The 14,819-nt window shown below is 43.6% G+C and carries 13 protein-coding genes; 10 read left to right on the plus strand and 3 right to left on the minus strand.

Translation table 11 applies throughout. The features are described 5' to 3' along the window. Positions 1-291: 291 nt before the first annotated feature. From KIH87_RS04210 to KIH87_RS04220, 3 genes are all read left to right on the plus strand, one after another. Positions 292-1,182, plus strand: a complete 891-nt coding sequence (locus KIH87_RS04210) for a diguanylate cyclase (protein ID WP_232360288.1) — start codon at positions 292-294, stop codon at positions 1,180-1,182. A 124-nt stretch (positions 1,183-1,306) separates the two neighbouring features. Then, positions 1,307-1,948, plus strand: coding sequence for an OB-fold-containig protein (locus tag KIH87_RS04215; RefSeq protein WP_232360289.1), 642 nt, complete (start codon positions 1,307-1,309; stop codon positions 1,946-1,948). Positions 1,949-2,059: 111 nt separating this feature from the next. Further along, positions 2,060-3,844, plus strand: a complete 1,785-nt coding sequence (locus KIH87_RS04220) for a flotillin family protein (RefSeq protein WP_232360290.1) — start codon at positions 2,060-2,062, stop codon at positions 3,842-3,844. 35 nt (positions 3,845-3,879) lie between these two features. Here the strand turns inward: KIH87_RS04220 and KIH87_RS04225 are convergent, their stop codons facing one another. Beyond that, positions 3,880-5,226 (minus strand): KamA family radical SAM protein, encoded by a 1,347-nt coding sequence (locus tag KIH87_RS04225; protein ID WP_232360291.1) that lies wholly within the window; start codon positions 5,224-5,226, stop codon positions 3,880-3,882. Positions 5,227-5,358: 132 nt separating this feature from the next. Here KIH87_RS04225 and KIH87_RS04230 point away from each other — a divergent pair, with 132 nt between their 5' ends. The 6 genes from KIH87_RS04230 (at position 5,359) to KIH87_RS04255 (ending at position 10,871) form a co-directional block, all read left to right on the plus strand. After that, the gene (locus KIH87_RS04230; protein WP_232360292.1) at positions 5,359-6,330 is read left to right on the plus strand and encodes a 2-hydroxyacid dehydrogenase; all 972 of its coding nucleotides are present in this window, start codon (positions 5,359-5,361) and stop codon (positions 6,328-6,330) included. Between the two features lie 79 nt (positions 6,331-6,409). After that, complete coding sequence (gene dinB / locus KIH87_RS04235; protein ID WP_232360293.1) at positions 6,410-7,477, plus strand: DNA polymerase IV; 1,068 nt, start codon at positions 6,410-6,412, stop codon at positions 7,475-7,477. A 78-nt stretch (positions 7,478-7,555) separates the two neighbouring features. Further along, positions 7,556-9,079: a M17 family metallopeptidase gene (locus KIH87_RS04240; protein ID WP_232360294.1), complete on the plus strand. Its 1,524-nt coding sequence runs from the start codon at positions 7,556-7,558 to the stop codon at positions 9,077-9,079. A 36-nt stretch (positions 9,080-9,115) separates the two neighbouring features. After that, positions 9,116-9,334 (plus strand): DUF1653 domain-containing protein, encoded by a 219-nt coding sequence (locus tag KIH87_RS04245; protein WP_232361426.1) that lies wholly within the window; start codon positions 9,116-9,118, stop codon positions 9,332-9,334. A 30-nt stretch (positions 9,335-9,364) separates the two neighbouring features. Further along, on the plus strand, positions 9,365-10,228 hold the full coding sequence (locus KIH87_RS04250; RefSeq protein ID WP_232360295.1) for an MBL fold metallo-hydrolase: 864 nt from the start codon (positions 9,365-9,367) through the stop codon (positions 10,226-10,228). Positions 10,229-10,277: 49 nt separating this feature from the next. After that, on the plus strand, positions 10,278-10,871 hold the full coding sequence (locus KIH87_RS04255; RefSeq protein WP_232360296.1) for a GNAT family N-acetyltransferase: 594 nt from the start codon (positions 10,278-10,280) through the stop codon (positions 10,869-10,871). A 3-nt stretch (positions 10,872-10,874) separates the two neighbouring features. On the opposite strand, the gene KIH87_RS04260 is transcribed toward KIH87_RS04255, so the two are convergent. After that, positions 10,875-11,231, minus strand: a complete 357-nt coding sequence (locus tag KIH87_RS04260; protein ID WP_232360297.1) for a hypothetical protein — start codon at positions 11,229-11,231, stop codon at positions 10,875-10,877. 1,052 nt (positions 11,232-12,283) lie between these two features. Here KIH87_RS04260 and KIH87_RS04265 point away from each other — a divergent pair. After that, on the plus strand, positions 12,284-13,741 hold the full coding sequence (locus KIH87_RS04265) for a phospholipase D-like domain-containing protein (RefSeq protein ID WP_232360298.1): 1,458 nt from the start codon (positions 12,284-12,286) through the stop codon (positions 13,739-13,741). Between the two features lie 73 nt (positions 13,742-13,814). Here KIH87_RS04265 and KIH87_RS04270 read toward each other — a convergent pair whose 3' ends face one another. Then, a complete protein-coding gene (locus tag KIH87_RS04270; protein ID WP_232360299.1) occupies positions 13,815-14,804 on the minus strand; it encodes a serine/threonine dehydratase in 990 nt (329 codons plus the stop codon). Between the last annotated feature and the right edge of the window lie 15 nt (positions 14,805-14,819).

A 14,819-nucleotide genomic window follows, 5' to 3' on the forward strand; every position in this document is an offset into this window, starting at 1 on the left:
AAAAAGCACTGATGTTTAAAAGGATCAGTGCTTTTTTCATTTCTGCTCTTCTTTTAGCAATATTCTATGTTTGAACATAATCGTTTTGATCTGTGATCTCACTACTTGAATGAATATTGCGCAATTCCATAGTTGTACTTATCTTTTAATAAGATACAGAGTGAACCGAATAACTCGGTAAAAGAAACCAGATTATTAAATGTTTTATCTGCTCTTATCGTTTGTGGGTAATAACACTCGCCGTTTGCGTCTGTAAGTCAAACATTTCACGGTTATTTTTGAGGTGCCAAGATGCAATTGTTACCTAATCAAGATGTTGATCCTGTTATAAAACGCCTTGATCAAGCTGTTGAGTATCACAGAAGATGGCTTAAACACTTATTAAGAACGGTTGTTTGTGATTTGGTACATCTTGATGAAGATAAACGTCCAGATGCTCATACCCGGTGTGAGTTTGGCCAGTGGTACTACAGTGAAGAGAACGAATTTCTGAAAGACAATCATTCTTTTAAAAATATTGAAAAACTGCATCAGGGAATGCACCAAATAGCGGCGAACATGCTACTACTTAAGGAGTCAAATCAAACAATTTCCCCCTCACAATTCAATGATTTTTCTTCTTATGTGGATGCATTTACGGCAGAAGTTGAGAAGTTAAAAGAGCTTCTGCAAAAGCTTCATTACAACCGTGATCCATTAACCGGAGCTTATAATCGTGCAACATTAAAAGATGAGCTTTATCAGGTAAGAGAAATGGTTTCACGCAAAGTCTGTACGGCATACATTGTGATGATGGACATCGACTTTTTTAAATCCGTCAATGATAGTTATGGACATGCTTTTGGTGATCTTGTGTTGAAAAGTGCCACTGAATTTGTTCAAACCCATTTGCGTGCATTTGATAAGTTTTTCCGAATTGGAGGGGAAGAGTTTTTATTAACCTTGATTAATACGAATGTTAATAGTGCTACTGCGCTTACCGAGCGTATAAGAAAAGGATTAGCTGAGTTAGAGATAAAAGACAACGACAAGCATTCAGTATTAATTACCGCCTCTTTTGGTATTGCAGAGGTTCAGGCCGATATGGATATGGATGAATGTTTAAAGCGGGCTGATCAGGCAATGTATCATGCTAAGCATAATGGTCGGAATCGAACCGAAGTTTGGCATAGTGATAGTTAAAAGAATTCGATTGGCTATTTCCCTCTACTTGTGAAAACGAAATGAGAAAACCCTGATTGGGAGCTTGGCAACTTCTGTATTTGAGATTAATATTCTTGATGCTAGATGGGCAATGGAATGAATTATGTTTGAGTTTTTTACGGCGACGGGAAACCTTCCTTATACTTTTGGTCTCTTTCTTGTTTTGGGTATTGCACTGATTGAAGGTGTCGGCCTTTTGATTGGCTTGTCTGTGATGAGCTGGATCGACGAACTAACCCCTTTTGATCTCGATGTAGACGCAGATGCTGACGTAACCGCAGTACCTGGCTTCATGGCGTTTCTGGGCTGGTTATGTTTATCCAAACTGCCGTTGCTGGTTTGGTTGATCCTGTTCATTGGTAACTTCTCGGTTGCCGGTTATATCATTAACTACTTCTGGCTCAATCTCACCGGAGACATTCTCTGGCAAGCAATATCTGTTGTCCCTGCCTTATTAGCCGCTATGTATCTTACTCATTTGCTGGGTGGATGGATCGCGAAAATCATGCCGAATACCACAACCGATGCTGTCAGTGTTGAGAGTTTTCAAGGCACTGTGGCGGTGCTGGTTCAAGATGGTTGTCGAAAAGGGCGTCCAGTGGAAGCCTCCATGCACGACAGCTTTGGTACTCAACAGCAGGTTTTGGTTGAACTGGTGCAAGAGCATCTGGAATTGAATACGGGTGCTCAGGTTGTGCTAACGGAGTTGGATGAACGCGGAATTTGGCGGGTCATTCCTTTTTAACTTCTTTTTAAGAGGTTCAATTTTACTTTCTAAGCAATTTAAAACTGATTGGTGGTGTTTAGTTGTCCAATCAATGAGTCATTTCTATGAGTAATCAGGAGATTTTATAAAATGGAAACAGCAGCAAATACTAACTTCGATCTAATCTTTATGGCAGTTATTGCCGGTATTGTCCTCATCGTTTTACTCACCACTGGCCTAATGCTGGCCAAACTGTTCAAGCGTTCCACCAAGGAATATTCATTTGTTCGTACAGGATTTGGTGGTGAAAAAGTGGTGATGAACGGAGGCGCAATCGTATTACCGGTATTGCACGATATGGTATACGTGAAAATGAGCACCTTGCGTATTGAAGTCGAGCGCTCTAAAGAAGAAGCTTTGATTTCAGCTGATCGCTTGCGTGTTGATGTAAAGGCTGATTTTTACATCCGTGTTCAACCGACCATTGACGGTATTTCTAAAGCTGCCACTACATTGGGCAACCGAACACAGAATCCGGAAGAAGTGAAAATGCTGATGGAGTCTAAATTCGTTGACGTACTGCGTGCCGTTGCCGCGGAAATGACCATGCAGGAAATGCATGAGCAGCGCCCTGAATTTGTACAGAAAGTTCAGGTAGCTATCGTCAATGATCTCCAGAAGAACGGACTTGAATTAGAGTCGGTATCTCTTACCAGCTTCGATCAAACCAATGTGGAATATTTCAATCCCAATAATGCCTTTGACGCAGAAGGTTTGGCTAACGTAACCAAGATCACCGAAGCCAAGAAAAAAGAAACCAACGATATTCAACAGCATAACCGTATTGCCATTGAAACGCGCAATTTTGAAGCTGAGCAGGAATCTTTACTGATCAAGCAGCGTCAGGAAGAAGCGCGTTTGGCTCAGGAAAAAGCCGTTGCGTTGGCGACCGCAGAGCAGAAAGCACAAATAGCAGCACAGCGAGCCGATAAAGAACGCGAAGAACGTGAAGCAGAAATTAGAAAGGAACAGAACATTGAAGCGGCTGAAATTGCCAAACAACTTGCGATTCAGCAACAACGCATTCAACAGCAAAAGGCTGCTGAGGAACAAGAAATTGCCAGAATGCGTGATATTGAAGTTGCGCGTCAGGATCAGAAAATCATTATAGCGAAGAAATCAGAAGAAGAATCAGCAGCTAGAGCTCAAGCTGCTGAAGCAGAGAAAACACGCGTTGCCAAGGAAGAAGAAGTTATTACGACGCAGAAATTGGCCGAAGCCGAGCGTGAGCGATTAATTGCGACAACCAAAGCCAAACAGGAAGCTGAGGAAGAGGCCGTAACTATTACTGTTCAAGCGGAAGCGGGGCGTAAAGCGGCAGAAGACAAAGCAGAATCGGTTCGTATCGAAGCTCAGGCACAAGCTGATGCGGCAAGACTACGAGCCCAGGCTGACAAGGTTGTTTATGAAGTGGAAGCAGAAGGTAAACGAGCCATTAATGAAGCAGAAAATGCTGTGCGTGACGAGGTGTTAGAACTGAAACGTGCGCTTGAAATGATCCGTATATTGCCTGAGTTGGTTGCTCAAACAGTGAAACCGTTTGAGAAAATCTCTGACATCAAGGTGTTACATGGATATGGTGCGGCTGGGGTATCTGGCAATGGACAAAGTGACAGTGGCTCCAGTAAAGGCTTGGCCGATGACATAACCAGTGCGGCTTTGGCCTACCGAGCCAATGCACCGTTGGTTGATAACATGCTAAAAGAACTGGGTATCGTCGGTGACAATGGTTCTCTGGACGATTTGGTTCAAGGTCGTGTTAGCGTGCCTTCATCATTAGCCGGGGCTCAGGATAAAGTAAAAGAGCATCTTGATGAGGTTGTGTCTGTGCCAGAGTGTTCAGAGAAAACAACAGTTATGACAGAAAAAGAATAGCTTGAAAGGTTTGTCTATTTTTTTAATGCAGCCTGCTAATTAGCGGGCTGTTTGTTTTCGAGTTCAAAGAAAAATTTCTCTTCACCAAAAGCAGGCTTAAGGTCATTCAGCCAAACGGCTTTTTCGCAATATTTGGCAAAGAAGGGGCGTTGTACCCAGTCAGGGTTTCTGGCCTGAATAAAACGCAATACAAAGACCTTTTCACCTGCAATTTCTGTTACACCGGCAATTTCTACTTTACCGGGTTCGGTGCTCATTGATGGGCCTCGAACCGTTCTACTTATACCGGAAACCTGTTTATACGCTTGCTGGAAAATTTCCCAGGTTTTGTACAGAGGCAACTCAAAATAGCGTTTTGCTCCGGTGTCTCGTTCGACAAACATGTAATAAGGAACCATTCCCAAACGGGTTTGCTCTTTCCACATGTCAGCCCACATATCGGCATCGACATTTACATGGTTAAGCAGTGGCGCTTGAGTGCGAATTTGAGCTCCTGTGGCGCGAATTCGGCGAATGGCTTCGTGCGTGACTGGCGAACGTAGTTCTTGAATATGGTTAATATGCGCCATGATCGAAACATGCTTGCCTGCTTTTACCAATTCACTGAGCAGTGCTAACAACTCCTCTGCATCCGGATCAGTAACATAGCGATAAGGCCAGAAGGTGAGTGACTTGGTGCCAATACGTATGGTTTGAATATGAGCGAAGTCTTTATGCATTAAAGGTTGTAGGTAATGCTCAAATTTCGACGTTCGCATTACCATTGGGTCGCCACCCGTGAGCAATAAATCGGTGATTTCCTTATGCTCACGCAAGTAGGTATGAAGTTGCTCAGCATCGTTACTGTTCATGCGAGTAGCTTTACCCACAAATTGAGCCCATCGGAAGCAGAAAGTGCAATAGGAGTGGCAATATTGCCCCTGGCTTGGGAAGAAGAGCAGCGTCTCTCGATATTTGTGCTGCATTCCTTTTATAGGTTCACCTTGCAGTTTAGGGACATTCTTATCCATTTGACCTGAAGGATGCGGATTGAGTTTAGCGCGTATCTGTTGCGCTAACCCTTGCACTTCTGCGTGAGTCGCGGCGGGTGTCTTCTTCAACAGCGCCGCCATCTGCCCATAGGATGTTGCATCGAGCATGTCGCGTTGCGGAAATGTCAGTTGGAAGATGGGATCGTCAGGTACTTTGTCCCAATCAATCAACTCGTTAATCACAAAGTCGTTTACCCGAAATGGAAATACAGTAGATACTACGCGCATATCAAACATTAACGCTTCCGGTAGCTTTTTGAGTTGCGTTATTTTGTCGATTTGCGCGTTTTGATAAGCTTTAAATTGAGGCGCGGAAGTATCGACAATTTTTATGCTTGCGGAGTTTTCCATTATTGTTGGTGTCTTTGTTTGATGAATTTTTAGTGTCTAATGGATCGATTTTCTGACCGATATTCTAACATTGAAATTGTGATCCCGGATTCGAGATAAAATAATAAATTTATAAAACACGGCATGAGTAAGATGAATAAACACTCATTACAACCTGTTATTCCTCTGATCGGAGACTTCTCTGAACAGATGCAAGGATTATGGTTGCAACAATTGAGCTTGGCAATGCCAGAGTTTAAGGTTGTCTTTTGGGATGGCTTGAGCGAGCAAGAAAAAAGCCGGGTGGAAGTGGCTGTTGTGACCAATATCCAGCCTGAGAGGATTAAGCAGTACCCCAACCTGAAATGGGTGCAAAGCCTGTGGGCTGGAGTGGAAACCTTGCTTCCAGCCATTCAGGATCTGAACTTAAAAGTCGTGCGCATGAACGATCCTCAACTGGCACAGAGCATGTCTGACAGTGTTCTACTCTGGACGTTATATTTGCATCAACAAGCGCATGTTTACCGACAGCAACAAAACATCGCGCTTTGGCAGCAGTCACCTACATCGCTATTTACATTGTTACCTCATGCAACACGCGTTGGTATTTTAGGGCTAGGCAACCTCGGCAAAGTTGCTGCGAACAGATTAAAAGATAATGGCTTTACTGTTCAGGGTTGGAGCCGCACCGCTAAATCGCTTCCCGGTATTCCTACTTATTCGGGTGATACCGGGTTGCAACAATTACTTAGCACCAGTGATATTCTGGTTGTGTTACTTCCATTGACACATTCAACTCGTTATTTACTGAATCAGCAACGTTTACAAATGCTGCCTGATGGTGCTGCGGTGATTAACTTTGCCCGCGGTGCAATTATTCCTGAACCCGATTTATTGCAGTGTTTGAATAATGGCAAATTGAGCCATGCTGTTTTAGACGTTTTTGAGCAGGAACCTTTGCCGTCGAATTCACCTCTTTGGCAACATCCTAACATTACAGTGTTACCTCATATCTCAGCACAGACTAACCCTGTCACAGCGTCTAAAGTGGTGGCAAAGAATATTAAACCGTATTTTCAGAATGGAGAAATACCTGAATATATTGATGTCTTGAAAGGGTATTAGGTTTGATTTAGCTCTCTTGCACATCCTGAAAAAAAGGATACTATAACTGTATAAATAACCAGTTAAGTTATCTCCCTCTGTGCGTAAAATTATTCATATCGACATGGATTGTTTCTATGCTGCTGTCGAAATGCGGGATAACCCTCGTTATCGTGATATTCCTATTGCGATTGGTGGGCGTTCGGATCGGCGCGGGGTGATTTCTACCTGTAACTATATTGCGCGTAAGTTTGGGGTGAAGTCTGCCATGGCAACTGCGCAGGCAATGAAGTTGTGTCCTAACTTGGTGGTTGTTCCCGGGCAAATGAAAAAGTACGTGGAAGTGTCTCGGCAAATTCGGGATATTTTTGCTCGTTATACATCGCTTATTGAGCCTCTTTCCCTGGATGAAGCGTATCTTGATGTTAGTGATTCTGACTTGCTTGGTGGTAGCGCTACGCTTATTGCTCAGCAAATTCGCAGGGATATCCTGAATGAAACCCAACTTACAGCGTCTGCGGGTGTCGCATCGTGTAAATTCGTTGCTAAAGTCGCGAGTGATGTGAACAAACCCAATGGTATTTGCGTTGTGACTCCTGATGAACTGGACAGCTTTGTTGCCAGCCTTCCTCTGGGTAAAATTCCGGGCGTGGGTAAAGTCACGCTGGAAAAGCTGCATAATCTGGGGTTATACCATTGCCGTGATGTCAGGGAGTATTCACAGGAGTTGCTGAGCAAACGCTTCGGCAAATTTGGATTGGCGTTGTGGCAATATTGTCATGGCAAGGATGAACGACGTGTTAGCGTAGAACGTAAGCGCAAGTCTGTCGGGGTTGAGAGAACTTTACCTCACGACATTCATTCTGCCGAAGAATGTTGGCAGGTAATCGAAAAATTATTGCCAGAACTACAGCAACGACTTCAGAATGTGCGTCCTGATATGGATATTCATTCGCAAGGGATTAAACTTAAGTTTTCTGATTTTCAACTCACCAGCATTGAGCAGAGACAACTTCATTTAGTACCCGAGTTGTTTAAAAGCCAGCTACAAGAGATTTTGCAACGACAGCGAAATCGTGGCATTCGGCTGGTGGGATTACAAGTAGGGCTACCTGATGAGCAGACGGTTCGGCAACTGCCTTTGCCGTTTCCACAACAAGTTATTTGATACTCAAAGAATCAGGTGAACCAAAAAAATAATAGCCCAATACAACATTTGGAACGAATTAACGATAAAAGGGGTTTTATGTCTTATCCAATCGCAGTAAGAGCGACAGTAGACGCTATCACTGATGTAAACGGAACCTGGGATGCGGTTATCTATATTTCTCCCAGCGCCACTTCCGGTACATCGTCTGTTATTTCTGAAGCCATTTTCAAGTATGCCGATATCGACAAACGAGTCGGCGTGCAGCCTATGTTGCTACCGGCAGAAGGTGTTGCTGGCGGACGTATTATTTTTGCGCCAACGGGCAACCTGATGCGTTATTTTGATGATGTTCGTCGCTATGGTGATGCGGCACACAAGGCTGCTAAAATCGCCAAAGATGCCGGTATCGTGAATCCCTTACTGGTTGTGGAAACGCCCAATGATTGGCGCTTCCAACACGCATTGGAAGTGGCTTATCTACAAGCTTGCCAGTCTCTTTGGCAGCCTCTGGAAGCCAGAGAAAGTCTAAATGAAGCCGAATTGGAACCTGTAAATCAGATCGGTTTGGTGCACGAAAGTGTTGATGCTGATTGGTTGGTTGCTGTTGAAGGCGGACGTCGTTTGGCAAGAGATCTCTGCGGTACTAACCCCGAAAGAATGGCACCTCCGGGATTTGCTGATTATTGCGTTGACGCTTTTGCTGGAACCGATGTGAAAGTTGAAGTGATTTCCTCGCAAGAACAATTGCAAGAGGAGTATCCATTGCTTGCTGCTGTGGCGCGCGCTGCAGTGCAAGTGGAGCGCCATCATGCTCGCGTTGTAACCCTGACTTATGAACCGGAAGGGGAAGTGACCCAAAGCCTGTATTTGGCGGGTAAAGGTGTCACTTACGATACTGGCGGTGCAGACTTGAAAACTGGTGGTTTCATGGCGGGTATGAGTCGTGACAAAGGTGGTGCTGCCGCCGTTGCTGGTTTAATGAAAACCGTTGCCATGTTAAAACCCAAAGGTATCAAAGTCGTTGCTGAGTTAGGCTTGGTGCGTAACAGTATTGGTTCCGATGCGTTTGTTTCTGATGAGATCATTACCAGCCGTGCTGGTGTGCGTGTGCGTATCGGGAACACCGACGCAGAAGGTCGCTTAGTGCTGTCTGATGTGTTAACTCATTTGAAAGAGTTGGCGGAAGGCGATGATAAGGCTGAGTTTTTCTCTGTGGCAACCTTGACTGGGCATGCTGCTCGTGCTGTAGGGCCTTATACCGCATTGGTAGAAAACGGTTTTGCCAGAGCCAATCGAAGTGCTCAAGCATTGTCTGACGTTGGTGATTTATGGGGCGATGCCGCTGAGGTTTCTCGTTCTCGCCGAGAAGACTTTGATTTCGTTGCGCCTCGAAGCAAAGCTGATGATGTATTGTCTTCAAATAATGCTGCTTCCGCAGTGACTCCTCGAGGCCATCAATTCCCAATGGCATTTTTATGCATATCGTCCGGTCTGGACAAGGTTAACGCTCCTTACACTCATGTTGATATTGCGGGTAGTGGTGTGGAGAAAGGTGATTGGCAGCACGGTAAACCAACGGCTTCGCCTGTGACTATGCTGGCGGCAAGATACTTTAAATAGATATTAAACATGACTGAATTGAACGAACAGCAAGCAATGGAATTAAAGCCCGGGAAGTATCGCCATTACAAAGGCAATGACTATCAGGTGATTGATGTTGCCACTCATTCTGAAGATGAAAGTAAACTGGTGGTATATCGGCCTTTGTATGGTGAAGGTAAGCTATGGGTAAGGCCGTTGGAAATGTTTGTTGAAGAAGTTGAATTGCCTGATGGGCGCAAAGTACCACGCTTTGCGTTTGTTGGTGAATGCTAAATATTCATTCTGACTATTGGATATGACTTTATGAAAAAATTTGTGTTGTCTTTATGTTCTGTTGCTTGTCTGCTAGGCATTAGCACTGCGTCAGCAAAAATGGATTTTGATACGGTTGAAATTAAACCCGAACAAGTGACTACTTCCGTTTATATGTTAACGGGCTACGGCGGTAATATCGGTGTCTCTGCGGGTGAAGATGGTATTTTGATTATTGATGATCAATTTGCGCCCTTGGCTGACAAAATATCAGCAGCCTTAAAAGGCATCGCCAATACCAAGCTTCGATACATTATCAATACCCATTTTCATGGCGATCATACTGGCGGTAATGGGGAAATGAAGCATCATCATGAGGCTACTGTTTTTGCTCATGATAATGTGCGAGTTCGTTTGCAAAACGACCCCGAGCAAAAGCCTGAAAATCTTCCTGTAGTGACTTATGCCGATGGCGTGAAGTTCCATTTTAATGGTGATGTATTGCATGTGAAGCATTTGCCGGGCGCGCATACCGACGGCGACAGCTATGTGATTTTTGAGAAGCAAAATGTGCTTCATACTGGCGATATCATGTTCAACTATATGTTCCCTTACATTGATTTGGATGCTGGAGGTTCTGTACCCGGTTATATCAAGGGCGTTGAAGTTCTGTTAAGCGAAATCAACGATGACACCAAAGTGATGCCTGGTCATGGCAAATTGGCGAGTAAAAAGGATGTTGAAGTTTTCCTGGATATGCTGAAAAGCACGCGCCAATTAGTGATGGACATGAAATCGGAAGGCATGACATTGGAACAGGTGACAGAGAAAGGATTGGGTGAAAAGTGGCAATCCTGGTCATGGAGTTTTATTCCTGAGGCGAAATGGATCGCCACCTTGTACGATGGTCGATAGTCGTCGTTTTCCTTCTTTCACATCATTAACATCATTGAGGGCAGTGGCAATGGTCACTGCTCAACCTGAACACATAAAACAACTTTTTCACTGGTTCGATTCCAAAGCGTCCATGTTTACCTGGGGTGGGCCTGGCATGCGTTATCCCTCTAATCAAACCTTGTTCTTACGCGACATTGGCTGGTTGCGTTTGGCTAGCGTGGCTCTGATCCCCCAGGATGATGTGTTTTTACCCAGTGAGGAGCAACGGCTAATGGGTTTTGCCCAGATTTATCCCAGATTGGGGCGCTATCATTTTGGCCGGGTTGCCATTTCTCCGAATGTTCGAGGGCAGGGGCTGGGAAGCCGATTTCTGGCGCGTTTAATCGAAAGCATTGAACTTGGCGCTTATGTACCGGAACAGAAATGGGATGCGGTAGAAAAGAACTGTAATCCACAAGGTTTTATTGATACCACGACACAAAAGATTTATCTGCCTTTTGTGGCTGCGGGCTTTTCGCTATTTGTACTAACACATAATCAGGCGGCGATTCATTGTTATCAAAAACATGGTTTTCGAGAGCGAGAATACCCAGAGGCTCTACCCGGGAATATGCAAGATTGCTTGTATATGGTTCGTGGTATGGCGACCGAGATTAGTTGAGTATTAGTCGCGGCAGCTCATTAATATATCCACCAAGTCAATGTGTTCAGACATATTCTGAGTCAGCCTGCCTTTATGATTTAAAATCGCAATATGATTACCTTGGCGAGGTAAGTTGAATGCTTTGCGTAACTGATTGCGTTCCCGCCCTGATAACGTCGTTTTTTGCCAGTCATTGAGATCCTGCATTTGAATTCCTTGACGTTTTATTTGAGAGCTTAAGGCTTGCTTCTGCTCCTCAAAGTCCTCGGCAATATTGCCATGTAAGCTGTATAGCACTGTGCATCGAGCATTAGCCAAAGCATTGGCTTTGAATGTCAATGAAATGAGAGTAATTGTAAATAACAGAATATACCGCATAAGCGATATTGTAGGCTGATACTGCCAATAAGTCCTGCGGCCTTTAATATTTCTCACAAAAACAATTTCATTTAATTAACGCTATGGTTTTTATTAGATAAATCCAGTGAAACTTCAAGAGTAACGATATTTCTTATCCCGAGTTCAGGTTAAATAGCTTATTTGAACTTTCTGTGAGGAATTAAGCAATTATGTGAAGCAGAGGTTATTGGGATAAAAGAGGTCAATTACACACTATTGTTCAACATCGATATCCTTGATTTCATGAACTCACTAATAACGTTTCTTAGGTATTTAAGGTTATAAATATGTGGGCTCCAACTTCATTTTTGCTTGTCAGTTAACATAAAAATTAGCTTGTAATTTAATCAGTTAAATGAACTTTAATATTTTGGCTTAAGTGCCAAGCTATTACGCTATTTTCTTTGTTTATTGATATTTAAGGTAATTAATTGGGCGGAGTGCGTTCTTGATATTGTGTTTGTGACTTTAGTCGATTAGTGAATGGTGTTGCTATTTAACGTATTGATATAAATAAATTATTTTTCATTTTCTTATCTGCTTTTAATGCATTTTCTCTGTAAAAACAAATAGGCTTAACTCTCATTTTGTTACCAAAAATGATACGTAATAGAGAAGTCATAATGGGTTTGTGTATGTAAAAAAACCGTCTTTAAACAGTCAAAAATCGAATATATAATGCGCAAATTGAATAGCCGAGAATGTACTGGATGTGATCACAAGTATGTGAAAAGGGTACGTTGTAGTCTTGGATGATTATCATCAACTTCCTAAAAAATCCTTGCAGTAAAAGGACTTTCCTCGACCAAAAAATGGTCAATCTCTTAAATACGTGAATAACTAATTTCCAGACCGGAATTTTTTTATTAGTTATGCCGTTTTTGAATATTACTTAAAACCCGATTTCCGTGCATAAACATGCGTGGACAGAAAAAATTTGACCATTTATATTTCTTATTAAAACAAATACAAAAGTATTAATAACAATAATATCAATTAAAAAAACAAGTGTTGCTGTAGGAGAAACAAATATGAAAACTAACATCAAGAGCATTGCGTTTGCTTTAGTAAGCACCGTTTTTACTGGCCTCACGACGAGTGCTTACGCTGACGACATTAAAGTTTATTTCAACCATGATGTGAATTTGCCGGCGATGAAGGCTAATTTAGAGAATGAGATCATTAAGGTGATTAATTCTGCAAATTCCACCTTATATATGGCTGTTTATGATCTGGATTTGCCAGGTATTGCACAGGCAATGGTGGCTGCAAAAAACCGTGGCGTTGATGTTCGTTTTATTACCGATGAAGACAATATTGCAGGTGAAAACGTCGAAGCATTAGGTATTCTTGATGCTGGCAATATTCCCTGGATTGATGACACTGAAAACGGCAGTGCAGGATCCAAAATCCAACACAATAAATTCATTATTGTTGATGGCGCTCGTGTATTAACGGGAAGCACTAACTTTACTCAATCCGGTATCCATGGCGATTTGGATGCGACTGGAAACCTGATTAGTGCAGGTAATGATAATCACATTGTGGTGATTGAATCACAGCAACTTGCTGGTGTGTATACCACTCAGTTCAACATCATGTGGGGTGATGGTGCGGGTGGTGCTAAAGATTCTTTGTTTGGTTTGGGTAAACCTGATCATCAGATGGAGACGGTTTATACCACTAATGACAACATTCGTATCGACGTTCAGTTCACACCTCAATCTCCTAGCCTGTTTGCCGGCTCTACGTTAGAAAACATGGTTAACTATGTTGCATCAGCAAAACAGCGTATTCGCCTGGCTCAGTTCGTTATTAGTGCTCAGGATGTTGCTGATGCAATGAAAGGCAAAAAAGAGGCGGGTGTTGATATCCAGGGGATTGGCGATTCCAGCTTCTTCTTCCGCTATTACTCAGAGTTTATGGATATGTCGGGTCAGCAGGAATTGAACACTAATGGAGTCTATGAAACCGATTCTTATACCGGTGCACCTAATAACCCTTGGCAGAATACCGCAGATGTAAGAGTGGCGAATATGGATGGTGGCGACAAATGGCACCATAAATACATTATCGTTGACGACACGGTCTTGACCGGCTCTCATAATATCAGCGGTGCAGCCGCGTTTGGTAACGACGAGAACGTTGTGATTATTCATGATTCTCAAACTGCCGCAGAGTTTGAAGGTCATTTCAGCCGTTCATTTTGCAATGCCGGCTCTGGCGGTTCCTGTGGGGTGACTTATCAGGGCGGTACTTGGGACGGTGTTGCTCTCTCTGCCGATGAGGTGGCGACTGTTCTTGAAATAGTTAACTATGCAACGCTTGAGCAATTGGATATTCAAGCCGCTATGAACAGACGTGCTGTTGATAATATTTTGGCAGCTCGCACTATTACCAGCATGGATCAGCTTGCAGCAGTATCTTATGTCGGTACAGCGGCAATGCAAGCTCTGAAAGATTACATCCCGGTCTGGTTGTCGTTGTAAACAGTTTCTTTATTCAAAATCGATGAATGTGTTTGGGGCTTTTTAAGCCCCTTTTTTTGATCTTAAAACTGTTTTAAAGAGAAGGAACCCGGCTTAAATGATCTTCTGCCCAGATGTTACGCATACTGGCTTCTGAGATGTTGCCACCAGAGAGAATCACCAATACTCGTTTTGGTTCAGACTGTTGTTTCAACCATTCGACAACACCACCCATACACATGGCACTGGTCGGTTCAACATGAAGCTTCAACAAGTGTTGCAGCCATTGTGTCCAATAAGCGATATCGTTTTCATTGACCTCAAAAAAGCCATCCAGCTGTTGTATATAGGGGAAGGTAATATTGCCGACCGCCGGAGTTGCTGCTCCATCGGCCAATGTCACGGGCGTTTCGGTTAAGCTTTGAATGCTGCCTTTGCGGCGAGATTCTGCGGCGTCATTGGCGTTTAGTGGCTCACAGCCTATTACTTTGGCTTTGGGTGATAAGGCGCGCGTTGAAATGAAAGTGCCCGATACCAAGCCGCCACCACCACAGGGGGCGAACACAGAATCTACATCACCGATTTCCATTAGTGCTTCAAAGGCTGCTGTGCCTTGGCCTGTAATAATATCTTCATGATTAAACGGTGGGATCCATACTGTGCCCGGCTCTTGGCTGGCTTCCTGAACTGCGGCATCGGCTTCAGCTCGGGTGGCAAAACGTCTTACTTCTGCGCCATAGCTTTCAGTTGCAGCGGCTTTCACTGAGGAGACATTCTGAGTAGTGAATATGGTGGCAGGTATGCCATAAAGCCGGGCGGCGTAGGCCACTGCCTGGGCATGATTGCCTGAGCTATTGGCGACGATCCGTTTCGGGAGCGAATCTGTTTCCGCTAATTTGGTGACGACATTGACCGCACCACGAATTTTAAATGCCCCGATGGTTTGTAAGCATTCAGCCTTGAAATAGATTTCGTGCCCCAGCCACTGATTCAGCAATGAGGATTCAACAACAGGTGTTTCATGAATATAGGGTGCGATACGTCTATGAGCCTGCACTATGTCTGCGATGCTTAAATTCGACATTTAAAGAGATTCCTT

The organism is Paraneptunicella aestuarii, assembly GCF_019900845.1.
Lineage (GTDB): Bacteria > Pseudomonadota > Gammaproteobacteria > Enterobacterales > Alteromonadaceae > Paraneptunicella > Paraneptunicella aestuarii.